This window comes from Streptomyces sp. NBC_01006 (assembly GCF_045162725.1).
Classification (GTDB): domain Bacteria; phylum Actinomycetota; class Actinomycetes; order Streptomycetales; family Streptomycetaceae; genus Streptomyces.
Window position 1 is genome coordinate 7,583,442 of sequence record NZ_CP108700.1, and the last position, 22,446, is coordinate 7,605,887.

Annotated in this window: 21 protein-coding genes and 1 pseudogene; 17 read left to right on the forward strand and 5 right to left on the reverse strand. The window is 74.0% G+C overall.

Annotated features, from left to right (window positions below):
• Window positions 1-19: 19 nt before the first annotated feature.
• The 7 genes from OG509_RS34605 (at window position 20) to OG509_RS34635 (ending at window position 8,019) form a co-directional block, all read left to right on the forward strand.
• Complete coding sequence (locus tag OG509_RS34605) at window positions 20-1,696, forward strand: peptide-N4-asparagine amidase (protein ID WP_406186520.1); 1,677 nt, start codon at window positions 20-22, stop codon at window positions 1,694-1,696.
• 27 nt (window positions 1,697-1,723) lie between these two features.
• Window positions 1,724-3,391, forward strand: a complete 1,668-nt coding sequence (locus OG509_RS34610) for a serine/threonine-protein kinase (protein WP_406186521.1) — start codon at window positions 1,724-1,726, stop codon at window positions 3,389-3,391.
• A gap of 55 nt (window positions 3,392-3,446) precedes the next feature.
• The gene (locus OG509_RS34615; RefSeq protein WP_406186522.1) at window positions 3,447-4,376 is read left to right on the forward strand and encodes a squalene/phytoene synthase family protein; all 930 of its coding nucleotides are present in this window, start codon (window positions 3,447-3,449) and stop codon (window positions 4,374-4,376) included.
• Between the two features lie 90 nt (window positions 4,377-4,466).
• Window positions 4,467-5,441 (forward strand): ATP-binding cassette domain-containing protein, encoded by a 975-nt coding sequence (locus tag OG509_RS34620; protein ID WP_406186523.1) that lies wholly within the window; start codon window positions 4,467-4,469, stop codon window positions 5,439-5,441.
• On the forward strand, window positions 5,441-6,163 hold the full coding sequence (locus OG509_RS34625; protein ID WP_406187768.1) for an ABC transporter permease: 723 nt from the start codon (window positions 5,441-5,443) through the stop codon (window positions 6,161-6,163). Before OG509_RS34620 ends, OG509_RS34625 begins: the two co-directional genes overlap by 1 nt.
• Window positions 6,164-6,190: 27 nt before the next feature.
• Entirely contained in the window at window positions 6,191-7,417 is a 1,227-nt protein-coding gene (locus tag OG509_RS34630) for a sensor histidine kinase (protein WP_406187769.1), read from the forward strand.
• Window positions 7,414-8,019, forward strand: a complete 606-nt coding sequence (locus OG509_RS34635) for a response regulator (RefSeq protein ID WP_385589755.1) — start codon at window positions 7,414-7,416, stop codon at window positions 8,017-8,019. The genes OG509_RS34630 and OG509_RS34635 overlap by 4 nt, the downstream gene beginning before the upstream one ends.
• 34 nt (window positions 8,020-8,053) lie before the next feature.
• On the opposite strand, the gene OG509_RS34640 is transcribed toward OG509_RS34635, so the two are convergent.
• Together OG509_RS34640 and OG509_RS34645 are read right to left on the reverse strand one after the other, a co-directional pair.
• Complete coding sequence (locus OG509_RS34640) at window positions 8,054-8,812, reverse strand: transglycosylase SLT domain-containing protein (RefSeq protein WP_406186524.1); 759 nt, start codon at window positions 8,810-8,812, stop codon at window positions 8,054-8,056.
• Window positions 8,813-9,204: 392 nt separating this feature from the next.
• On the reverse strand, window positions 9,205-10,098 hold the full coding sequence (locus OG509_RS34645) for a dihydrodipicolinate synthase family protein (RefSeq protein ID WP_406186525.1): 894 nt from the start codon (window positions 10,096-10,098) through the stop codon (window positions 9,205-9,207).
• Between the two features lie 71 nt (window positions 10,099-10,169).
• Between OG509_RS34645 and OG509_RS34650 the strand changes: the two genes are divergently transcribed.
• From OG509_RS34650 to OG509_RS34670, 5 genes are all read left to right on the forward strand, one after another.
• Entirely contained in the window at window positions 10,170-11,120 is a 951-nt protein-coding gene (locus tag OG509_RS34650; protein WP_406186526.1) for a LysR family transcriptional regulator, read from the forward strand.
• Window positions 11,121-11,193: 73 nt separating this feature from the next.
• Window positions 11,194-12,279, forward strand: a complete 1,086-nt coding sequence (locus tag OG509_RS34655; protein WP_406186527.1) for an S-(hydroxymethyl)mycothiol dehydrogenase — start codon at window positions 11,194-11,196, stop codon at window positions 12,277-12,279.
• A 159-nt stretch (window positions 12,280-12,438) separates the two neighbouring features.
• Entirely contained in the window at window positions 12,439-13,743 is a 1,305-nt protein-coding gene (locus OG509_RS34660) for an alpha/beta fold hydrolase (protein ID WP_406187770.1), read from the forward strand.
• Between the two features lie 53 nt (window positions 13,744-13,796).
• Window positions 13,797-14,561, forward strand: coding sequence for a PIG-L deacetylase family protein (locus OG509_RS34665; RefSeq protein ID WP_053692283.1), 765 nt, complete (start codon window positions 13,797-13,799; stop codon window positions 14,559-14,561).
• A gap of 44 nt (window positions 14,562-14,605) precedes the next feature.
• Window positions 14,606-15,439 carry an enoyl-CoA hydratase/isomerase family protein gene (locus tag OG509_RS34670; protein WP_406186528.1) on the forward strand — a complete coding sequence of 278 codons (834 nt, stop codon included), beginning with the start codon at window positions 14,606-14,608 and terminating at the stop codon, window positions 15,437-15,439.
• On the opposite strand, the gene OG509_RS34675 is transcribed toward OG509_RS34670, so the two are convergent.
• From OG509_RS34675 to OG509_RS34685, 3 genes are all read right to left on the reverse strand, one after another.
• Window positions 15,426-16,226 carry a hypothetical protein gene (locus OG509_RS34675; protein ID WP_406186529.1) on the reverse strand — a complete coding sequence of 267 codons (801 nt, stop codon included), beginning with the start codon at window positions 16,224-16,226 and terminating at the stop codon, window positions 15,426-15,428. The two genes, OG509_RS34670 and OG509_RS34675, sit on opposite strands and share 14 nt — an antisense overlap.
• Window positions 16,227-16,262: 36 nt before the next feature.
• On the reverse strand, window positions 16,263-17,237 hold the full coding sequence (locus OG509_RS34680) for an SDR family oxidoreductase (RefSeq protein WP_406186530.1): 975 nt from the start codon (window positions 17,235-17,237) through the stop codon (window positions 16,263-16,265).
• 68 nt (window positions 17,238-17,305) lie between these two features.
• Window positions 17,306-18,433 carry a hypothetical protein gene (locus OG509_RS34685; protein ID WP_406186531.1) on the reverse strand — a complete coding sequence of 376 codons (1,128 nt, stop codon included), beginning with the start codon at window positions 18,431-18,433 and terminating at the stop codon, window positions 17,306-17,308.
• 207 nt (window positions 18,434-18,640) lie between these two features.
• Between OG509_RS34685 and OG509_RS34690 the strand changes: the two genes are divergently transcribed.
• The 5 genes and pseudogenes from OG509_RS34690 (at window position 18,641) to OG509_RS34710 (ending at window position 22,442) form a co-directional block, all read left to right on the forward strand.
• Entirely contained in the window at window positions 18,641-19,618 is a 978-nt protein-coding gene (locus tag OG509_RS34690; protein ID WP_406186532.1) for an NADPH:quinone oxidoreductase family protein, read from the forward strand.
• Entirely contained in the window at window positions 19,618-20,802 is a 1,185-nt protein-coding gene (locus tag OG509_RS34695) for an acyl-CoA dehydrogenase family protein (RefSeq protein WP_406187771.1), read from the forward strand. Before OG509_RS34690 ends, OG509_RS34695 begins: the two co-directional genes overlap by 1 nt.
• Complete coding sequence (locus OG509_RS34700; RefSeq protein ID WP_406186533.1) at window positions 20,799-21,911, forward strand: acyl-CoA dehydrogenase family protein; 1,113 nt, start codon at window positions 20,799-20,801, stop codon at window positions 21,909-21,911. The genes OG509_RS34695 and OG509_RS34700 overlap by 4 nt, the downstream gene beginning before the upstream one ends.
• A gap of 176 nt (window positions 21,912-22,087) precedes the next feature.
• Window positions 22,088-22,195 (forward strand): annotated as a pseudogene (locus OG509_RS34705) (TRIC cation channel family protein); the annotation flags it as partial.
• A 76-nt stretch (window positions 22,196-22,271) separates the two neighbouring features.
• Window positions 22,272-22,442 carry a hypothetical protein gene (locus tag OG509_RS34710; protein WP_406187857.1) on the forward strand — a complete coding sequence of 57 codons (171 nt, stop codon included), beginning with the start codon at window positions 22,272-22,274 and terminating at the stop codon, window positions 22,440-22,442.
• Window positions 22,443-22,446: the final 4 nt, after the last annotated feature.

Here is a 22,446-nt window from a genome sequence, read left to right on the forward strand (position 1 = left end):
CGGGATTCACTGCGGGGCCATGACACGACACAGGATCATGGGCCTGCTCAGCGCGCTCGCGCTCGCCGCGGGCACCCTGGCCGGCGCCGCGGGACCCGCGGCCGCCGCCGACCCGGCCGCGGGCGACAGCGGGGTCCACGCCTCCGCCGCCCGGCCCTCGGCCGCACCGCCCGCCGAGTTCGGAACGGACTGGCACGACCCCCTCACCGCCGCCCCGCCCGTCGCACGGCCCGCGACCCGGTCCTGCGAGGTGACCGTCGCCGAGGCACAGTTCCGCGACTACACCCCGTACGTCGGGAGCTACGCACCCCCGGCCGCGTGCGGCGGGACCTGGGCCAAGGTCGTCCTGCGCCTCGACGGCAAGGTCAAGGGCCGCCAGTACGACCGCCTCGGCCACCTCTCCCTCGGCGGCGTCGAAATCCTGCGCACCTCCACCCCCGAGCCCTCGCCCGACGGCATCACCTGGTCCGTCGAGAAGGACGTCACCCGCTACCGCGACACCCTCAGCCGGCCGCAGCCCGTCGAGATGCTGATCGGCAACTTCGTCGACGACACCTACACCGGCGTCATCGACGTCAAGGTCACCCTGACCTTCTACGCCGCCGACCGGGACCGGCACACCGCCCCCGACACCCCCGACCGCGTCCTGCCGCTGACCACCCCCACCGTCACCACCCCGCGCAACACCGAGCGGCTCCTCGCCGAGGTGTACGCCACCGGCTCCGGCGGCGGCTGCGAGGAGTACTGGTACATGACCACCCCCGACGCCGCCCCGTACTCCTGCAAGGCCGCCGACGGTCCGTACCGCGAGGTCCGCATCTCCGTCGACGGACAGCTCGCCGGCATCGCGGCCCCCTTCCCGACCGTGTGGACCGGCGGCTGGTCGAACCCCTTCCTCTGGTACGTCACCCCCGCGCCCCGCGCCTTCGACGTCCAGCCGGTCGTGTACGACCTCACCCCGTACGCCGCGCTGCTCAACGACGGCCGCCCGCACCGGATCGAGGTGTCCGTCGCCGGCGTCCCGGCCGGGCAGAGCGGCTGGAGCACCCCCAACAACCTGCTCCTGTGGCAGGACGAGGGCCGCGCCGTCGTCACCGGCTCCCTCACCCGCCACGAGGAGGGCGAACCGGCCAACTCCACCCGCTGGACGCCCGCCACACCCGGAACACCTGCCGCGCAGCACCGCCTCGACACCGAGGGCGGCCACCGGCTCACCGTCGCCGGCCGGCTCGACACCTCCCACGGCCGGGTCACCACGACCGTCACCCGCGCCGTGCACAACACCTCCGCGCACCGGTGGACGGAGGGCGAGAACCAGGACGCCCTGACCGCGAACTGGACCGACGAGGAGAGTGTCACCCGCGGCTCCACCACCGTCCGCACCGCGCGCACGTACACGATGGACGGCGAGACCACCCTCGGCGCCGGGGACCGGCTGCGGACCGTCATCGCGCTCGGCGACCTCGCCGAGACGACCACCCTGCGCGGCGGCCGCACCGTGGACCGCACCTGGCTCGACGACCGGTACACCGGCGACGCGAGTTACACGGCGAACGTCCCGCGCGAGCAGCGGCACGCGGTCGGCACCGGCTCCGAGCACTACCAGATGTACGGGTCGGACGCCGGACGCGGTTGCTACGACCGTACGGTGTCCAGCGCCCAGGGCACGGTGACGGTGGACCGCCGACTCTGCTGACACTGCCTGCGCCTACGATGACCGGCCATGGACATGAGTGAGGCCGGCAGACAGCTGGTCGACGGCCGCTTCGAACTGATCGCGCCGCTGGGCGCCGGCGGTATGGGCACGGTGTGGCGCGCCCGCGACATCGCACTGCACCGCGACGTCGCCCTGAAAGAGGTGCGCCCGCCGGACCCGGCGACCGCCGCGGCCCAGCCCGGGCTCACCGAACAACTGCGTGAACGCGCCATCCGCGAGGCCCGCGCGCTCGCCCGGCTCGCGCACCCGCACGTGGTGACGATCCACCACATCGTCGAGCCCGCCGCCGGCACGGACGGACATCCGTGGATCGTGATGGAGCTGGTCAAGGGCGGCTCCCTGCACGACAGGCTGGAGTCGGGGCCGATGCCCGTCGCCGACGTGCTGCGGCTCGGCCTCGACGTGCTGTCCGCGCTGCGGGCCGCCCACGCCGAAGGGGTGCTCCACCGCGATGTGAAACCGGCCAACGTGCTGCTGCGCCCCGACGGCTCGGCCGTGCTGACCGACTTCGGCATCGCGGCCCTGCACGACTCGACCGCCCTCACCTCCACCGGCGTGCTCATCGGCTCGCCGGAGTACATCGCCCCGGAGCGCGCCCGCGGCGAGGAAGGTCTGGCGGCCTCCGACCTCTGGTCGCTCGGCATGCTCCTCTACGTGGCCGCGGAGGGGGCCCACCCGCTGCGCCGGGCCACCACCCTGGCCACCGTCGTCGCCGTGCTCGACGAGCCGATCCCGGCTCCGGTGCGCTCCGGCCTGCTGGGGCCCGTACTGGAACGGCTGCTCGTGCGGGACCTGTCCGTACGGCCCGACGCGGCGCAGCTGGAACAGCTGCTCCGGGATGCGAGCAGTGCTCTCGGCGGCGGGGCCTCGCCGGCCGCCCGGCCCCTCGCGCCGCCGACGGTCCTGGGCCAGTACGGGCCGCCGAGCGCGCAGCCCTACGCGCCGTCGGCGCCGTTCACCCCCGGGGGCGGCTCCCCGTACTCGGTCACCACGCCCGTCCCGGCGGCGCACACCCCGCGCCGCCGCCCGGTGCTGCTCGGCGGCCTCCTCGCGCTGGTCCTGGCCGGTGGCGTGATCGGGCTCGTCAAGTGGATGCCCGGCGGTAACTCCGGCGGCGGGGGCGGCGAGGCCAAGGGCGGCGGGACCACCGCGAGCGCCGGCCCCTCCGGCACCACCCCCGGCCCCAAGCAGAGCCTTCCCAAGTCGGTCGGCAGCCCGGTCGCCGCCCCCAAGGGCAGCCTGCTCACCCCAGCCAACGTGCGGACCGCGATCGAGGCCTTCAAGCAGAAGACGGGCACCACCCAGTTCGTGGAGATGAACATCTACGAGGAGTACGTGCTCGCGTCCATCCCCACCGCCCCCGGAGCCAAGACCTACGACCGCTACCAGTACCGCGACGGCGAGGCGAAGCGCACCGGCCCAGGCAGCACCATCAAGGCGGACGAGCCGCTGATCGACATGGCGTCCGTCAACTGGGACGCCCTGCCCGGCCTCCTCGACCAGGCCAAGCAGGAACTCGGCGTGGCCAACCCGACCTCCCGCTACGTCATCGTCGAACCCTGGCTCCTCGACAACACCCCGTCCATGCGGCCCTACCTCACCGACGAGTACGGCCAGGGCGGGTACGTCTACGCCGACACCCAGGGCAAGGTGAAGAAGGTCTACCGCTCCTGACATCGTGTGTCCGTACGAGCGGTACGAGCGGTTCGATCCGGGGAGTCCCACCACCATGCCCAGCTGGCGCAACACCCTCACGGCGGCCGGTATCACCGGCCCCCGGCTGCGCGACGACTACACGTACGTCGCCCGCCGGGTCCTGCGCCGCGAGCCGGCCCCGTACGTGACGCTGCGCCTGCTCGCCGCTCCGCCGCTGGTGCCCTGGCTGACGGCGGGGGTGGCCTTCATGAACCTCGTCGACGACGTGGCCGAGACCGGCACCCCGCAGGAACGTTCCGCCGGTCTGGCCGTACTCGCCGGGCAGGCGGAGGCGGCGCTCAGGACCGGCGACAGCCCCGACCCGCTGCTGCGCGCGTACGCCCACGCCGTCGCCACCCGCGGGCTGCCGGAGCACTGGGTCTCCCGGTTCCTGGAGGGCGCGGCCACCGCCGAGGCCGGCTTCGACGGCTTCGACACCGAGGAGGACTTCCAGTCCTACCTCGACGCCTATGCGTGGCCCGGGGTGCTGGTCTTCACCGGACTCCAGTACCAGGGCGGCCCCGACGAGGAACAGGCCGCCGCGTGGCGGCGGTTCGTGGACGCCGCCCAGCGGGTCGACTTCCTCGCCGACCTCTCCGGAGACCTCGCGGACGGTCGGCTCTGCCTCCCGCGCGCCCGCCTCGCCGAGCACTCCGTCACCCGGGCCGACCTCGAACAGGCCCGCGACACCCCGGCTGTACGCGCCCTCCTCGCCGCCGAAACCCGGCGCGCCCGAAGTGCCCTCGACGCCACCGACGGCATCCTCGACCTGGTCGAGCCGGGCCTGCGCCCCGTGATCGCCGCGATGACGGAGCTCATGGGACACCAACTGGCCGCCGTGGAGCGGGCCGGCGTCCAGGCGCTGCGCAAGGACGTCGGCTACGGCTTGGTGGCCCCCGTCCGCACCCTGCTGCGCGCCCGTGCCGGCAGGTCCCGGCTCCGGCCGGCGGGACAGGCCGGGTAGCGGCGGGGTAGCCGCCGGGACATTTGTACTGGTCGGGTCCGTACATGCGGATCTGCCGGGGGACCCGCCCCGATTCGTAGCGTGGTGGGCATGACGCAGACGATTGAGCCGACGCGGTCGGCGAAGCCGCCGCACGAAGAGCCCGCGGTCCGGTTCCGGCACGCCACCAAGTCCTTCGGCGCCGTCCGGGCCGTCGCCGGCATCGACCTCGACGTCCGGCGCGGCGAGACGGTCGCCCTGCTCGGCCGCAACGGCGCGGGCAAGTCCACCGCCATCAGCCTGCTGCTCGGGCTCAACGAGCCCGACGCGGGCAGCGTACGGCTCTTCGGCGAGACCCCCGACCGGGCGGTCCGGGCCGGCCGGGTCGGCGCCATGCTCCAGGAGGGGCGCGCCGTACCGCGGATCACCGTGCGCGAGCTCATCGGCTTCGTGGCCCGGACCTACCCCGCCCCCATGCCCGTCGCCGAGGCGCTGGAACTCGCCGGGCTCACCGAGCTCGCCGGCCGCCGCATCGACCGGCTCTCCGGCGGTCAGGCCCAGCGCGTCCGCTTCGCCGTCGCCCTCGCCGGGAACCCGGAGCTCATCGTGCTCGACGAGCCGACCGCCGCCCTCGACGTGGAGGCCCGCCGCGCCTTCTGGGAGTCCATGCGCGGCTTCGCCCGGCGCGGCAACACCGTCCTTTTCTCCACGCACTACCTGGAGGAGGCCGACGCCCACGCCGACCGCATCGTGGTCGTCGACGCCGGCCGGATCATCGCCGACGGCACCGGGGAGCAGCTGCGCCGTGCCGCCGGCGGGTCGCTGGTCTGCGTCGACCTGGCCGGGCGCCCCACCGAGGGGCTCGGCGAACTGCCCGGGGTGGTCTCCGTGGAGGTGCGGGGAGACCGCGCGCGGCTGCGTACGGAGGACCCGGACGCGACGGTCGTCGCGCTCGCGGGCCTCGGCGCCGTCCGCGGGATCGAGGTCACCGCGCCCTCGCTCGACGAGGCCTTCCTCGCCCTCACCGACAGCCACAACCTCACCCACACCACCAGCCACACCGCCGCCGCGGGGAGCGCCCGATGATCACCGCCTACGTCCGCCTCGAAGTCCGCCGGACCCTGCGCGACACCTCCTTCGTCGTCTTCGGCATCGGCATGCCGGTGCTGATGTACCTGCTCTTCACCAACCTCGGCACCGGCGCCGACACCGGCGGGTGGAAGACCGCCTCCATGGTGGCCATGGCCGCGTACGGGGCCCTGGGCTCGGCCCTGGGGACCGGCTCCGGAGTCGCCGAGGACAAGGGGATCGGCTGGCTGCGGCAGCTGCGGGTCACCCCGATGACCCCCCGCCAGGTGGTGGTCGGCCGGGCCCTGACCGGCTCGGTGACCGTGCTTCCCGCCGTGGCCGCCGTGCTAGCGGCCGGCGCCATCGTCAACGGGGTCCGGCTGGAGGCCTGGCAATGGGCCGCCGTCGCCCTCGTCCTGTGGCTCGGCGCGCTCCCCTTCACGCTGCTCGGCATCGGCAACGGGTACCGGCTCACCGCCCAGTCCACCGGCGTGGTCAACGTCGGGTGCAGCCTCGCGCTCTCCATCGTCGGCGGACTCTGGTTCCCGGTCGAGCTGTTCCCGGACTGGCTGCGCTCCCTGTCCGGCTTCACCCCGACGCGCCGTTTCGCCGAGATAGGCCAGTCCCTCGCCGACGGCGCTGCCCCCAGCCTGGCCGCGGCCGCCGTACTCGCGGTATGGGCCCTGCTGTTCGGCTCGTACGCAGTGCTCTCGTACCGTCGGTCCGCGAGGACGGTGTAACGCATGGAGCAGGGACCGGGAATGAAGATGCAGGACAGGCGCAGGCAAAGGGAGGCGTGGAAGGCCGACTGGGCGATCCGCAAAGCCGAATGGCGGGCGAAGGAGAAGCGGCCCAAGGCATGCGGTGAGGCCCCCGACTACGGCCGCGGCCCGATGGGCCCGCCCAATGCCTTCACCCTGCTGCCGTGGCTGCTGCTGGGCATGGGAGCCATCTCCAACGTCATCAAGGGGGAGACCCCCAACCCCTGGGTCGGCGCCCTCGGCCTGCTGCTCTTCAACTCCCTTTACATCACCCTGGTGTTCCGTGCCTTCGACCGGCGGGCCCGGGAGGCCGCGAGCACCCGCTGGTGCCTGGCCGCCCTCGGCGCGGTCACCTGCGCCCTCGCCTTCGCGTACGGGGGCAACTGGCTGCTGTTCTTCCCGCTCTGGGGCCTGGCCACCGGCGCGGTGGTCCGGGGCCGCACGCTCGGCCCGGTGATGTTCGCCGTCACCGGCCTCGCCGGGGTGATCGCGGGGCTCGACGAGGGCTGGGACACCCTCGGCATCATCTACGGGACCCTCGTCTCCGGCATGGTCACCGCGGCCATCCTCGCCCTGTCCGAGACCGTGAAGGAACTGCGCGAGACCCGGCAGGAGCTGGCCCGGGCCGCGGTGGACCAGGAGCGGCTGCGCTTCTCCCGCGATCTGCACGACCTGCTCGGCCACACCCTGTCGGTGATCGTCGTGAAGTCGGAGGCCGCCCGCAGGATCGCCCCGCGGGACATGGACGCGGCGCTCGCCCAGGTCGCCGACATCGAGTCGGTCGGCCGCCAGGCGCTCACCGAGATCCGGGAGGCCGTCACCGGCTACCGCGAGGCCAGCCTCGCCGCCGAGCTCGACCGGGCCCGCGGCGCGCTGACCGCTGCCGGGATCGAGCCCGTCGTACGGCAGTCGGGGCCCCCGCTGCCCCCGCAGGCGGCGGCGCTGCTGGGCTGGGTGGTGCGCGAGGCCGCCACCAACGCCATCCGGCACAGCGGCGCGACCACCTGCGAGATCGAGGTACGGAGCACGGCGGAGCGGGTCCGCCTGGTGATCACCGACAACGGGAGCGGCGTAGGCTCGACCCCGCCGGGCAGCGGACTGACCGGCCTGACGGAACGGCTCGCCGCGGCGGGCGGCACCCTGGCAGGCGGCCCGGCACCGAGCCCGGGGCGGGGCTTCCGGGTCACGGCCGAACTCCCGGTGGAGCCGGCGGAGAACGAGGAGAGTCGATGATCAAGGTCCTGCTCGCGGAGGACCAGGGCATGATGCGCGGCGCGCTGGCCCTGCTGCTCGGGCTGGAGGAGGACATCGAGGTCGTGGCACAGGTCGGCACGGGGACCGAGATCGTGCCCGCCGCGGTCGAGGCGCAGCCGGACGTGGCCCTGCTCGACATCGAACTCCCGGGCCGCAGCGGCCTCGACGCGGCCGCCGAGCTGCGCACGCGCCTCCCCGGCTGCCGGGTGCTGATCCTGACCACGTTCGGGCGCCCCGGCTACCTGCGCCGGGCGATGGAGGCGGGGGCCGCCGGGTTCCTGGTCAAGGACGGTCCGGTGGAGGAACTGGCCGCCGCGATACGCCGGGTGCTCGCAGGGGAGACCGTGATCGACCCCGCGCTCGCCGCGGCCGCGCTCAGCGCCGGCCCGAACCCGCTGACCGCGCGCGAGGTCGACGTGCTGGGCGCGGCGGTCGACGGGGCGACCGTGGCCGACATCGCGGCCAGGGTGCACTTGTCGGAGTCGACGGTACGGAACTACCTGTCCTCGGCCATCGGCAAGACGGGCACCCGCAACCGCATGGAGGCCGTCCGCGCGGCCCGCCGCCAGGGCTGGCTCTAGCGTCGGTGCCGGGGCGGGCGGCCCTTCGGGGGGCCTAGTAGGCGCCGTTGACGTTGTCGATCGAGCCGTAGCGGGCCGCCGCGTAGTTGCAGGCGGCCGTGATGTTGGCGACCGGGTCGTACGAGTCCAGGGAGGTGCCGGGCACGTGGTAGGCCCGGAAGGTCGGGTCGATGACCTGGAGCAGGCCCTTGGAGGGAATGCCGGCCGCCGCGTTGGAGTCCCAGTTGTTGATGGCCATCGGATTGCCCGAGGACTCCCGCATGACGTTGCGGTGAATTCCGTTGTAGCTGCCGGGGATTCCGTGCTGCGCCATGATGTCCAGCGACTGCCGGATCCAGCCGTCGAGGTTGTTCGCGTACGTGGTGGCGGGCTTGGCCACGGCGGCCGCCTTCACCGCGGTCGCCTTCGCGGCGGCCGCCTTGGCCGCCGCGCCGATGCTCAGCTTGAGCCCGGGGCGAATGATCGAAGGGTTGGACCCGATGGCGCTCCGGTTGGCCTCGTAGAGGGCCTGCCAGCCGCCGTTCACCGCGTGCTCGACGGCGATCTTCGAAAGGGTGTCGCCGACGGTCACGGAATAGGTCAGGGGGAGCGCGGCCTTTTCCAGCGCCGGCTTGACGGCGGGCAGCGTGACGGTCTTCACGGCGGGCGCCGCGGCCGGCTGCGTGACGGCCGCGCCGGCCGTGGTCGCGCTGATCAGCGGCAGGGCGAGGGCGGCGCCGCCGGTACCGGCGAAGGCCAGCTTGCGGGCGATCGGGCGCTGCTTCGGCCGACGGTGCTTACCGAGTCCGGGCATGGCGGAATTCCTCACGTGGGGGTGCGGGGGATCCCTGGCGGCCGCCGGTTTCGGCAGCTGCCCGCTGGGAATGACGTGAAGGTAAGCGAGTGCGCCGGGCGGGAACAAGGCACGAATTCCCCCGGGTGATCGACTTGCCGGTTTCAAGGTCGGAAACGACCTTGGGGGCGCCTTCCGGGAATGCCGAATTCCTTTCCGGGAAAAGGGAACCGCCTACTCCGGATTAATGATGTTGCTCCTATTCGAGTGACTCACATCACGGGCTCCGGAAGCCGTTCGAGGAAACGGACAAGTCGCCTGAACACCTGCCCGATTCGGGCATCTAGCCCGTTCTTTGTGAACCGCCCACAGGGGACGCTTCCCGGCACGCCCGTCGCGCTGCCGGACGGTCTTCAGACCTCCGCGAGCCGTTCCAGCGCCGCCGACACCGCCGCCCCGCCCGCCGGCAGCAGCGGGAGCCGTACGTCCGGGGTGGGGATCCGGCCCTGGGCATGGAGCACGCCCTTCACGACCGCCGGATTCGGCTCGGCGAAGAGCGCCGCCGAGAGCCGGGCCAGAGCGTGGCCCAAGGCCCGGGCCCGGGGCACGTCACCGGCCCGCCAGGCCGCGGCCAGCTCCGCGTACCGCGCCGTCGCCAGGTGCGCCGAGGCGAGGACCCCGCCCGTCGCGCCCATCGCCAGCAGGGGAGACACGTACAGGTCGTCGCCCGCCAGTACCGCGAACCCGTCCGGCAGCGCGCCGAGCAGTGCCACCGCCTCCTCGCCGACGCCGCCGCCCGCGTACTTCATCCCCGCCACGCCGGGCAGCTCCCCGAGCGCCCGCAGCGCGGCCGCGTCCAGCGGCTGCCCGGTCCGGTACGGGATGTGGTAGACGACCAGCGGTACGGGGCTCACCCCGGCCAGTCGCGCGAAGTGCGCCAGCACCCCCGCCGCCCCGGGCCGTACGAACGGGGGCACGGTCACCAGCGCCGCCCGCACCTCGGGCCACCTCGCCAGCCGGCCGAGCGCCGCCTCGGCGCCCCGGGTGCCGCCCGCCCCGGCGCCCACGGTCAGCACCGCGCCCCGCTCGGCGCAGACCCGGGCGCAGACGCCGGTGACGAGGTCGCGCTCCGCCTCGCCGAGGGCGGCGGCCTCGCCGGTGGTGCCGAGAGCGACGATCCCGGTCGCGCCCTCGTCGAGCACCTGGTGGGCGAGCGCCTCCAGGGCGTCGGCGGCGATGTCCCCGGTGCGCGTGAACGGGGTGACGAGCGGTACGTGAATCCCGTGGAGGGAGAGGTCCTGTGCCATGCCCACGAGCTTCATCTGCCCCGAGCGTCAAATCCAGTTCGCGTTTCTTACCCAACCCGTAAGCTGAGCCGATGCTCGACGTACGACGCCTGCGCCTGCTGCGCGAACTCGCCCGCCGCGGGACCATCGCCGCCGTGGCGGAGGCCCTCGCCTTCAGCCCTTCGGCGGTGTCCCAGCAACTCGCCGTCCTCGAACGCGAGGCGGGGCTGCCGCTCCTCGAACGCACCGGCCGCCGGGTCCGGCTCACCCCCACCGGGCAGAACCTGGTCCGGCACGCCGAGGCCGTGCTGGAGCGGCTGGAACAGGCCGACGCCGATCTCGCCGAGGCGCGCGGCGGCCTGGCCGGGGCCCTGCGCATCGGAGCCTTCCCCACCGCCATCCGGGCCATCGTCCCGGCCGCCCTGGTGGCCCTTGCCCGGCGCCACCCGGGGCTGGAGCCGATGGTCTCGGAGACCGACCCGGCGGCGGTCGCGCACGCGCTGCGCGCCGGGGACCTGGACGTGGCCCTGATCCACGAGTACGACTTCGTCCCCGCCCCGCAGGAGCCCGGGCTCACCACGCAGCCGCTCTACCGGGAGTCGATGTACCTGGCCGCCCCGGCGGCGGCCGCGGCCGGCGCGGCCGCCGCCGCGGCCACCGCCCCCGGACCCGACCAGGGCGCCGTCCTGCGGGCCCACGCCGACGCCCCCTGGATCACGGCCACCCACGGCACCCTCTGCCACGCCATGGCCCTGCGTGCCTGTCAGGCCGCCGGGTTCACCCCGCGGATCCGCCACCGGGTCGACGAGTTCCCCACCGTGCTCGCACTGGTCGCGGCAGGCCAGGGCGTCGCCGTCGTCCCGCAGCTCGGGGTCACGGGGCCCGCCGACCCGGCCGTCTCCCTCACCCGCCTCCTCATGGAGCGCCGTACCCAGGTCGCCTTCCGCAGCGGCGCCGCCGCCCACCCCGCCGTGGCCGCCTTCGGAGCGGCACTTCGCGCCGCCGTACCGCCGGAACTCGCCACTCCCAATTCCTCGGGGTGACACGGCTCCCTTCCACCGCCCCGCCCGTGTACGTTCGTTGATCCAGACAGATCACACCAGAGCGGGGTACGACGTGACGCATCGCGTACGAGGGGTCATCGCCCGGAGCAAGGGCGCACCGGTGGAGACGACGACGATCCTCGTGCCCGACCCGGGACCCGGCGAGGCCCTGGTCAAGGTCCAGGCCTGCGGGGTCTGCCACACCGACCTCCACTACCGCGAGGGCGGCATCAACGACGAGTTCCCCTTCCTCCTCGGCCACGAGGCCGCCGGAATCGTCGAATCCGTCGGCCCGGACGTCACCTCCGTCGCGCCCGGCGACTTCGTCGTCCTCAACTGGCGCGCCGTGTGCGGCACCTGCCGGGCCTGCAAGCGCGGCCGCCCCTGGTACTGCTTCAACACGCACAACGCCACGCAGCCCATGACCCTGGAGGACGGCACCCCGCTCTCCCCGGCGCTCGGGATCGGCGCGTTCGCCGAGAAGACCCTGGTCGCGGCCGGCCAGTGCACCAAGGTCGACCCGGCGGCCTCCCCGGCCGCCGCCGGACTCCTCGGCTGCGGGGTGATGGCCGGCCTCGGCGCCGCCCTGAACACCGGCAACATCGGGCGAGGCGACTCCGTCGCCGTCATCGGCTGCGGGGGAGTGGGCAACGCGGCGGTCGCCGGCGCCCGCCTCGCCGGCGCGGGCCGGATCATCGCCGTCGACCTGGACGACCGGAAGCTGGAGTGGGCCCGGGGCCTCGGGGCCACCCACACCGTCAACGGCCGTACGGAGGACGTGGTCAAGGCCGTCCAGGCCCTCACCGGCGGCAACGGCGCCGACGTGGTCATCGACGCCGTGGGCCGCCCCGAGACCTACCAGCAGGCCTTCTACGCCCGAGACCTCGCCGGCACCGTGGTCCTGGTCGGCGTGCCGACGCCGGAGATGAAGCTCGAACTCCCGCTGCTCGACGTCTTCGGCCGCGGCGGCTCCCTCAAGTCCTCCTGGTACGGGGACTGCCTGCCCGAGCGGGACTTCCCCCTCCTCATCGACCTCTACCTCCAGGGCCGCCTCGACCTCGACGCCTTCGTCTCCGAGACCATCCCCCTGGACGCGGTCGAAGCCGCCTTCACCCGCATGCACCGCGGCGAGGTCCTCCGCTCGGTGGTCGAGTTCTAAACCCCCCGGACCGCTGTCACCCGGCCCCCCGGCCGACGTAGGCGCAGGTGGGGGCCGGGCTGCGCGGTGGGCCCGTACTACACTCGGCCGGGCCGCCAGACCCGTGCCCCGGTCGCGATCCGACCGGGGCTGCCGCACACCCAGGGGCCGTTCGTGACCATCGACCGCAGCTACCGTCAGCCCGGTGTCGTCCTCACCGACCACCGCTTCAGCGTCCCGCTCGACCACGCGCGCCCGGACGGGGAGCACATCGAGCTGTACGCCCGTGAGGCCGTCGCCACCGGCAAGGACCCCGAGTCCCTGCCCTGGCTGCTCTACCTGGAGGGCGGCCCCGGCTTCGGCGCCCGCCGCTTCACCGGCCGGCAGGCCTGGCTGGAGCGGGCCCTCACCGAGTACCGCGTCCTCCTGCTCGACCAGCGCGGCACCGGCCGCTCCACCCCGGCGAACCGGCAGACCCTGCCCCTGCGCGGCGCCCCCGAGCAGCAGGCCGAGTACCTCGCCCACTTCCGCGCCGACTCCATCGTGCGCGACGCCGAGGCCATCCGCCCGGGCCTGACCGGCGGCGCGCCCTGGACCGTGCTCGGGCAGAGCTTCGGCGGCTTCTGCACCACCCACTACCTCTCCACCGCCCCCGAGGGCCTGACGGCCGCCCTGATCACCGGCGGCCTCCCCTCCCTGACGGCCACCGCCGACGAGGTGTACGCGGCGGCGTACCCCCGCATGGAGCGCAAGAACCTGGCCCACTACGCCCGCTACCCGATGGACGTCGAGCGCGCCCGCCGCATCGCCGCCCACCTCGCGGAGCGCCCGGCCGAACTCCCCGGCGGCCACCGCCTCACCGCCGAGGGCTTCCAGTCCCTCGGCATCCTGCTCGGCACCGGCGACGGCAGCCACCAGCTGCACTACCTCCTGGAGGACGCCTTCGTCCCGACCCCGTCGGGCCCGGCCCTCGCCGACGCGTTCCTGGAGCAGGTACAGGGGCTGCTCTCCTTCGCCGCGCACCCCCTGTACGCCCTGCTCCACGAACCCATCTACGCCCAGGACCCGGCCGCGCCCACCGCCTGGGCCGCCGAACGGGTCCGCGCGGGCCACCCCGGCTTCGACGCCGGGAAGACCCTCGCGGGCGACGGGCCCCTGCTCTTCACCGGCGAGACCGTCCACCCCTGGCACTTCACCGCCGACCCCGCGCTGACCCCGCTGCGCGAGACCGCCGAACTGCTGGCCGCCCGTACCGGCTGGGGACCCCTGTACGACCCGGACCGGCTCGCCGTCAACGAGGTCCCGGTGGCCGCCGCGATCTACCACGACGACCTGTACGTGGACACCGCGCACTCCCTGCAGACCGCCGCGTCGATCCGGGGCCTGCGCACCTGGGTGACGGACGAGTTCGAACACGACGGCGTCCGCGCCGGCGGCCCCCGTGTCCTGGACCGCCTGCTGGCCCTCGTGCACGACGACGTCTAGAACTCCGCTTCCGCCGCGTGGGGGTGCGCGCGGGTGCGTCTATTGTGCGGGACATGACCGAACAACTGGATCAGCCCGCGCCCTTGGAGCCGATGCCCGCCGACTGGCAGCGCGCCCTCGCGGTGGTCGCCCACCCCGACGATCTGGAGTACGGCGGGGCCGGGGCGATCGCCCAGTGGACGGACGGCGGCCGCGAGGTCGTCTACCTCCTGGCCACCCGCGGCGAGGCCGGCATCGACACGATCCCGCCCGAGGAGTGCGCCCCGCTGCGCGAGGCCGAGCAGCGTGCGAGCGCCGCGGTCGTCGGGGTGTCCACGGTGGAGTTCCTCGACTACCGCGACGGCGTCGTCGAGTACGGACTGGACCTGCGCCGTGACATCGCGGCGGCCATCCGCCGGCACCGCCCCGAACTGCTCATCACCCTCAACCACCGTGACACCTGGGGCGGGCAGGGCGGCGGGGGCAACTGGAACACCCCCGACCACAAGGCCGTCGGCCGGGCCACCCTGGACGCGGCCGCCGACGCCGGCAACCGGTGGATCTTCCCCGAGCTCATCTCCGAGCAGGGCCTGGAGCCCTGGGACGGGGTGCGCTGGGTCGCGGTGGCCGGGTCCTCGACGCCGACGCACGCCGTGGACGCCGGTCCCGGCCTGGAGCGTTCGATCAAGTCCCTGATGGAGCACAAGGCGTACATCGAGGTCCTCACCGACCAGGACCCCGAGGAGTACGTCCGCGGCTTCCTCACCGGTTACGCCCAGCAGGCGGCGCCGCGCTTCGGCGGCCGCCCGGCGGTGACGTTCGAGGTCTTCACCCGCTGAGCCCGGACCCTCTATTCTGACGCACCGTCAGAAGGAGGGGTTCCGTGATCGACACCATCGGCACCGAGGTCGCGGAGGGTGAGGAGCGCGTCCGGCTGGAGACAGCGGACGGGATCGCGGTCCTCACCCTCTGCCGCCCGGACCGGCTCAACGGCTGGAGCTGGGAGTCCACCCGCCAGCTGGGCCTGCTCGCGGACCGGATCCGCTTCGATCCGGACGTACGGGTGGTCCTGCTGCGGGCCGAGGGCCGCGCCTTCTGCGCGGGCATCGACGTGACGGCGCCCGGCGGCGCCATCACGGGTACGACGGCCGCCGAGCGGACCCGCAACTACTACGAGGGCATCCGCTGGGTGCACGAGCGCTTCGCCGTGCTCTCGCGGCTCCCGCAGCCGGTGGTGGCCGCCGTACAGGGCTACTGCCTCGGCTTCGGCTTCGAACTGGCACTGATGGCCGACTTCCGCGTCGCCGCCGAGGACGCCGTCTTCGCCCTGCCCGAGGCGCAGCTCGGCGTGGCGGTGGACGCGGGCGGCGATCTGCGGATCGCCCGCGAGGCGGGTGCGGGCTGGGCCAAGTTCCTGGCGCTGACCGGCCGCCGGATCGACGCCGCGACGGCGCACCGCCTGAACCTGGTCCAACTGCTCGTCCCCCCGGAGGAGTTGGAGGGTTCGGCCCGCGCGGTGGCGGCCGAGATCGCGGCCAACGCCCCGCTCGCTGTGCAGGGGATCAAGCGCGCCATCGACACCTACGCGGACGCTGCTCTCGCCCCGGCCCTCGACCGTGTCGCGATGACGGCGGCCCTCACCCTCACCTCCGAGGACTGCCGCGAGGGCTACACCGCCAAAGCGGCCCGCCGCCCGCCCCACTTCACCGGAGGCTGAACACCGGTCGCGTCGAGAACTCCTCGTACATGCCCTCGCCGTCCGGTCCGTACACGAACTCCGCCATGGACGGGTTGCGGTTGGCGGTGGCCAGCGGCAGCCACCCGAGCAGGTCGCCGTATCCGCCGCAGACGGCCTCGCCGCCGTCGCCGCCGTGCACGGCGGTCGGGTCGCCGCTCAGCTCGGCGTGGTAGCTGTCGTACGCGATGTGCAGCCCGAAGGCGTTCGGCTCGTGTCGCGGGCCGCCGTCGCCCCCGTACGAGGGCTCGTCCAGGGGGCATTCGTTCCCCCACCGGAACAGGGTGTCCGCCCCGGCCCCGCAGGCGTGCTCCCACTCGTCGGCGCTCGGCAGACGCAGCCCGCGCGCCGTGAGGGCGTCCGCCATCGCGTCCGGGCGCTCGGTCAGCGTCTCGTCCTCCACGGCCATGAGCACGGTGGCCAGTGTCGCCGTACGGACGGGGCTGAGCACCTCGGCGAGGTAGTCCTTCAGGCCGAGTTCGTACCCGTACCCCTCGGCCCGGCTCTCCTCGTGGTCGGCGAGCTGCGCGGCCGTCGGCTCCCAGGCGCCGAGGTCGAACCCGAGCCGCACCGGCCCGCCGGGTATCAGGGCGAATTCCTGCCCCTCGCGCTCGATGCGGACGCGGTGCAGCGGTCCGCCGAGGTGGTCGACGGTGTCGAGCAACACCACGAGGCCGCCCGCCTGCGCGGCGGCCTCGTGCGCGATGCGCCCGGCGGCGGCCCGGTCGAGCGACCGCCAGTGGGTGAGGGTCAGATCGGCGAGAGACATGAGGGGATCCTCGCACCGGCCACTGACAGCCGGCGCTCAGGGGGTGAACGGGCCGCGGCCCAACTGTGCGCGGACCGGGACCACCTCCGGGTTGACCAGCGAGCGGCGCTGCCAGTTCGCTCCGTCGACCACCAGCGTGTGCCCGGTGATGAACCGGGCGTACGGGGAGGCCAGGAAGGTGGCCGCCCACCCGAGTTCACGCGGGGCGCCGACGCGCAGGGCGGGCTGGCGGGAGTCCCGGGCACCGGGCGCGGCCCGCTCCAGGCCGCCGCGGATGTCCTCGGTCATGTCGGTGTGCGGGAACAGGCCGGGGACGAGGCCGTTGATCCGGATGCCGTACGGGCCCCACTCGACGGCGAGCGTCTCCACCAGGTTCTTCACCCCGGCCTTGGCGGCCGCGCTGTGGACGAAGCCCGGCCCGCCGGTCCAGGCGTACGAGGCGCCGATGCTGACGATGGACCCGGGTGAGGCGGCGCCGAGGTGGCGGCGGCCGAACTCGCGGGTCGTGAACCAGGTACCGGTCAGGGTGATGTCGACGACCGACCGCCAGGCGTTGGGGGACAGGTCCTCCGCCGGGCAGGGGAAGTTGGCGGCCGCGTTGTTGACCAGGACGTCCGGCAGGCCGAGCGCCGCCTCCGCCGCGTCGAAGACCTCGGAGATCCGTTCCGGGTCCCGGATGTCGCAGACGGCGGCGGTCACCCGGCCCGCGCCGGGGACGGCCGCCAACTCCTCCTGCGCCGCCTTCAGCCGCTCCGCGCGCCGGCCCGCGATCACCAGGTCCGCGCCGAGCCGGGCGAACTCGGCGGCGATGGCCTTGCCCAGCCCGGTGCCGCCGCCGGTCACGAGGACCACCTGCCCCGCGTACGTACCGGCGGGCAGCGCGGCGGCGCCCGGCGGCGGCGGCGCGGGCAGCCCGGGGAGGGCGGGCAGTTCGGTCGGCGCGGGCGGTCCGGCCGGCGAGGGCGGCCCGGGCGAAGGTTCCTGCGCGGGATCCTGCGAAGGCGTCTGCATGCGCCCATCGATAGCGCGCCGGAGCTCAGATCACCATGCCCGCGGGCGCCCGGGCCCCTGCCCGGGGGCTACTGCGGTGCGTACGCCTGCTTGCTCGCGCAGCTCCACACCACGGCACCGCCCTTCATGGTCCCCCAGTCGTAGAACGTACCGCCCACCCGGTCGTCGTCCGAGGCGGCGAAGGCCGAGCTGCGCGAGTCCGGGCTGGTACCCGCGGGGTGGGGGAGCGCCAGCGGGGCTCCCGTTCCCGGCCAGTACGCGGCGTGGAGGAAGTTGGCGTACCCCTCGACGAAGGTCATGGCCGAACCGACGGCCACGTTCGTGGCCGGGCTGAGGCCGTCGAAGGTCACGTGGTCGTAGCCCTTGACCCGGCCGGGATCGTTCGGCAGGGCGTCGTAGGGCTTCTTCCAGACGGCCGGCTTGCGCTCCTGCCAGTCGCGGTGGCTGAGGTCCTCGTGGCCGACGACCCGGCCGCGGTCGTCGATTCCGGCCGCGATCGTCTGGACCGTCCAGTCGTCCTCGGTCCACACCCGCAGGCTGTACGGCGGGTACCCGCCGCCCGCGGGCCAGACCACGGGGAAGGTCTTGCCCCGGAGCACGTCGTCCTCCTCGTACGAGGTCCGGGCCGTGCCGACGATGTCACCGCGCGTGTTGATCCCGTCCACCGAGACGATCCGGGTGCTCGGGTGGGCGTCCGCGGGAACGGGCAGCTGGCGCACCACGGTGCCGTTCAGCCATTCCTTGGCGACGCCGCCCTCCATGCCGACGGAGCGGCCCGCGTCGTTGACGTCCGTCACCGCGCTCGCCGTGGCCCCGCCGCCGATCAGCCGCACCTGCGACGCATCCCGCTGGTACGTGAACCCGTAGGAGTTCTGGTAGTCGCCGGCGCGCCGCAGGGTGCCCACCATCAGGCCCTTGGCGTTCACCGCGAGGACCTGGCCCGATACGTAGCCCTCGGGCAGCGGGACGGCGTGCACCGCGTGGTCGGCGGTCCAGTACGCGGGCAGCCCGATGCTGTCGCCGGCCACCAGGCCGCCGGTCCCGAAGGCCCGTACGGCCCCACCGGCCGGCGCGGGGCCGTCCGTGAGGGCCGGCAGCCGGAGGATGTCCGGCGTGCACGCCGGCCCGGCCGCGGCAGCCGGTCCGGCCGCCGTGATCAGACCGGCGAGAACGACGGCGGTCGCGGCTGCGGACATGCTTCTTCTCATGTGGTGGTCCCCCCTGGACTCAAGTCATGACGCGTGCACGCCACATGTTGCCTGATCGGGGGCGGGAGTGGCCGGATTGACGCGTGGGGTTTCGGTCCGACCCGGAATCCGTCCCGCCGACAGTTCCCAGAGAGGCAAGCGACTGCTTAGTATGCCCGCGGAGCGTGGTTCCTCGACGGCGGCTGGAGGCCCCGGATGCAGGCATGGCGAGTACATAACCCCGGCGAACCCCGAGAGGCCATGCGCCTCGAAGAGGTTCCCGAACCAGTGCCCGGCGAGGGCGAGGTGAGGCTCAGGGTGCTCGCGGCGAACGTCAACTTCCCCGACGCGCTGCTCGTCCGGGGCCAGTACCAGATCCGCCCGCCGCTGCCCTTCACCCCCGGCGTCGAGATCTGCGGCGAGACCGAGGACGGCCGCCGCGTCATCGCCAACCCGAGCCTGCCGCACGGCGGCTTCGCCGAGTACGTCACCGCTTCCGCACGGGCCCTGCTGCCGGCCCCCGAGACCCTCGACGACGCCGAGGCCGCCGCGCTGCACATCGGCTACCAGACCGGCTGGTTCGGCCTGCACCGCCGGGCCCGCCTCCAGGCCGGCGAGACCATCCTCGTGCACGCCGCCGCCGGCGGGGTCGGCAGCGCCGCGGTCCAGCTCGGCAAGGCCGCCGGCGCCACCGTCATCGGAGTCGTCGGAGGCAAGGCCAAGGCGCGCACCGCCGAGGACCTCGGCTGCGATCTGGTGATCGACCGGACCAGCGAGGACCTGGTCACCCGGGTCAAGGAGTTCACCGCAGGACGCGGGGCCGACGTGGTGTACGACCCCGTCGGCGGCGACGCGTACACCGCCTCCGCCAAGTGCGTGGCCTTCGAGGGCCGGATCGTCGTCGTCGGCTTCGCGAGCGGCACCATCCCCGCCCCCGCCCTCAACCACGCCCTCGTGAAGAACTACGCCATCCTCGGCCTGCACTGGGGCCTGTACGCCGCCAAGGACCCCGCCGCCATCGCCGCCTGCCACACCGAGCTCACCCGGCTCGCCGCCGAGGGCGCCATCAAGCCGCTGGTCAGCGAACGCGTCCCGCTCGCCGCGGCCGCCGACGCCGTGCAGCGCCTCGCCGACGGGACCACCACCGGCCGGCTGGTCGTCGTACCGTCCCTGGACGGAGGGGACCTGCGGTGATCACCTCCGAAGCACTGGTCGCGCGCGTACGGGACCTGCTGCTCGCCCACCCGCCCGCCGACACCGACCGCGCCGACTTCCTGCGGGCCCGCTTCGACGCCGGCCTCGCCTGGGTCCACTACCCCGAGGGCCTCGGCGGACTCGACGCACCGCGCACCCTCCAGGCCGTCGTCGACGCCGAACTGGAGGCCGCCGGCGCCCCCGACAACGACCCGCGCCGGATCGGCATCGGCCTCGGCATGGCCGCGCCCACCATCCTCGCGTACGGCACCGACGAGCAAAAGCGGCGCTTCCTGCGCCCCCTGTGGGTCGGCGAGGAGGTCTGGTGCCAGCTCTTCAGCGAGCCCGGCGCCGGCTCCGACCTCGCCGCGCTCGGCACCCGCGCGGTCCGCGAGAGCGGTTCCGGCGACTGGATCGTCGACGGGCAGAAGGTGTGGACCTCCAGCGCCCACACCGCCCGCTGGGCCATCCTCATCGCCCGCACCGACCCGGCGCTGCCCAAGCACCAGGGCATCACGTACTTCCTCTGCGATATGCACGCCCCCGGCGTCGAGGTCCGGCCGCTGCGCCAGATCACCGGCGAGGCCGAGTTCAACGAGGTCTTCCTGACCGGCGTCCGCATCCCCGACAACCACCGGCTCGGCGCCGTCGGCCAGGGCTGGGCAGTCGCCCGCACCACCCTGATGAACGAACGCGTCTCCATCGGCGGCATGCGGATCCCGCGGGAGGGCGGCATGATCGCGAGCGTCGCCGCAGCCTGGCGCGAACGGCCCGAGCTCCGTACCCACGCACTGCATCAGCGGCTGCTCCAGCTGTGGGTCCAGGCCGAGGTGGCCCGGCTGACCGGCGAGCGGCTGCGCCAGCAGCTCGCCGCCGGACAGCCCGGCCCCGAAGGGTCCGGGATGAAGCTCACCTTCGCCCGCCTCAACCAGGAGATCAGCGGCCTGGAGGTGGAACTCCTCGGCGAGGAGGGCCTGCTGTACGAGGACTGGACGATGCGCCGGCCCGAGCTCGTCGACTTCACCGGCCGCGACGCGGGCTACCGCTACCTGCGCGCGAAGGGCAACAGCATCGAGGGCGGCACCAGCGAAATCCTCCTCAACATCGTCGCCGAACGCGTCCTCGGCCTGCCCGCCGAGCCGCGCGACGACAAGGACCTCGCCTGGAAGGACCTGGCCCGATGAGCACTGCGTTCGACCTGCTGTACTCCGAGACGGAGGAGGAGCTCCGGTCGGCCGTACGGGCGCTGCTCGCGGACCGGTGCGCACCGGCCGACGTGCTCGCCCGGGCGGAGACCGGCCGGCCGCACGACCCGGAGCTGTGGCACACGCTCGCCGCGGAGATCGGCACCGCCGGGCTGCTCGTACCGGAGAAGCTCGGCGGTCAGGGCGCGGGCCACCGGGAGGCGGCCGTGGTCCTGGAGGAGCTGGGGCGGGCCGTGGCGCCGGTGCCGTACCTGACGAGCGCGGTCCTCGCGACGGAGATCCTGCTGGGCTGTGATCCCGAGACCCCCGAAGTCGCCGGGCTCCTGCGGGAACTGGCCGCGGGCCGGCAGGTCTGCGTACCCGCGCTGCCGCTGACGCAGGCCCCGGGCGCGCCACTGCCGAGCGCCGTACGGGACACCGGGGGCGGGATCCTGACGGGCACCGTCACCTCGGTGGCGGACGCGGTGGCCGCCGACGTCCTGCTGGTCCTCGCCGACACGGGGCTGTACGCGGTCCCGGCGGCGGAGGTGTCGCTGACCGGGCGGGTCCCGCTGGACCTGACCCGCCCGCTCGCCACGGTGACGCTGGACGGCGCCGCGGGGACCCTGCTCGCGGACCCGGCGACGGCCCGCGCGGCGGTCGCCGGGGCGCTGCTCTCGGGGGCCGGACTGCTGGCCTCCGAGCAGCTCGGGCTCGCGGAGTGGTGCCTCACGGAGACGGTGCGGCACGTGCGGGGCCGCCACCAGTTCAACCGGCCGGTCGGCTCCTTCCAGGCGCTGAAGCACCGGCTGGCGCAGCTGTGGCTGGACGTGGCCTCGGCCCGCGCCGCGGCCCGCGCGGCGGCGGACGCCCTGGCCACCGGGGCCCCCGACGCCCCGCTGACGGTGGCCGTCGCCCAGGCCTACTGCTCCGGGGTGGCGGTGCGGGCGGCGGAGGAGTGCGTGCAGCTGCACGGCGGCATCGGGATGACCTGGGAGCACCCGGCGCACCTCTACCTGAAGCGGGCCAAGGCCGATGCCCTGACCCTGGGCACCCCGGGCCACCACCACACCCTGGTGGCGGACTTCGCGGAACTCCCGTCCCCGTAGCCCGGATCCGCTCCTCGAACGCCGGACGGGCCGAGAACAGCCCCGCCGGCGTTCGAGGCGCGTGGGCGACGCGGCGGCGGGCGGCACCCGGCAGGGCATGGCTGAACGGCGGGGGGAGCGGGGCGGTGCGGCAGGGTCGACGGATCGTCCGTACCGTCCCTGAAGGAGGCGACGCCATGCTGCACGCCCTCTACCTCCTCGGCATCGCCGCCTTCGCCGCCTCCGGCGCACTCGCCGCCCACCGGGCCGACATGGACCCCTTCGCCGTGCTCATCCTCGCCGTGCTGACCGGGGTAACCGGCGAGGTCGTCCGCGACGTGCTCTGCGGGGGAGTTCCCGCCGCTGCTCCTGCGCGAGGAGGTGTACGCGACCGCCGCGCTCGCCGGGGCGGCCTGCTACCTCGGCCTGCACTGGGCCGGTGCCGCGGACACCGTCAACATCGCCGTCTCCGCCGGGCTCGTCTTCACGCTCCGCATGGCCGCCGTCTTCCGCGATCTGCACCTGCCCCGCCTCCAGCGGGCCGCCGGCTGATCCC

Coding starts and splice junctions, on each gene's coding strand:
- OG509_RS34605 (WP_406186520.1), top strand. CDS start 20: ATGACACGACACAGGATCATGGGCCTGCTCAGCGCGCTCGCGCTCGCC.
- OG509_RS34685 (WP_406186531.1), bottom strand. CDS start 18,433: ATGTCCGCAGCCGCGACCGCCGTCGTTCTCGCCGGTCTGATCACGGCG.
- OG509_RS34610 (WP_406186521.1), top strand. CDS start 1,724: ATGGACATGAGTGAGGCCGGCAGACAGCTGGTCGACGGCCGCTTCGAA.
- OG509_RS34675 (WP_406186529.1), bottom strand. CDS start 16,226: ATGTCTCTCGCCGATCTGACCCTCACCCACTGGCGGTCGCTCGACCGG.
- OG509_RS34700 (WP_406186533.1), top strand. CDS start 20,799: ATGAGCACTGCGTTCGACCTGCTGTACTCCGAGACGGAGGAGGAGCTC.
- OG509_RS34615 (WP_406186522.1), top strand. CDS start 3,447: ATGCCCAGCTGGCGCAACACCCTCACGGCGGCCGGTATCACCGGCCCC.
- OG509_RS34665 (WP_053692283.1), top strand. CDS start 13,797: ATGACCGAACAACTGGATCAGCCCGCGCCCTTGGAGCCGATGCCCGCC.
- OG509_RS34690 (WP_406186532.1), top strand. CDS start 18,641: ATGCAGGCATGGCGAGTACATAACCCCGGCGAACCCCGAGAGGCCATG.
- OG509_RS34645 (WP_406186525.1), bottom strand. CDS start 10,098: ATGGCACAGGACCTCTCCCTCCACGGGATTCACGTACCGCTCGTCACC.
- OG509_RS34620 (WP_406186523.1), top strand. CDS start 4,467: ATGACGCAGACGATTGAGCCGACGCGGTCGGCGAAGCCGCCGCACGAA.
- OG509_RS34650 (WP_406186526.1), top strand. CDS start 10,170: ATGCTCGACGTACGACGCCTGCGCCTGCTGCGCGAACTCGCCCGCCGC.
- OG509_RS34635 (WP_385589755.1), top strand. CDS start 7,414: ATGATCAAGGTCCTGCTCGCGGAGGACCAGGGCATGATGCGCGGCGCG.
- OG509_RS34630 (WP_406187769.1), top strand. CDS start 6,191: ATGCAGGACAGGCGCAGGCAAAGGGAGGCGTGGAAGGCCGACTGGGCG.
- OG509_RS34680 (WP_406186530.1), bottom strand. CDS start 17,237: ATGCAGACGCCTTCGCAGGATCCCGCGCAGGAACCTTCGCCCGGGCCG.
- OG509_RS34640 (WP_406186524.1), bottom strand. CDS start 8,812: ATGCCCGGACTCGGTAAGCACCGTCGGCCGAAGCAGCGCCCGATCGCC.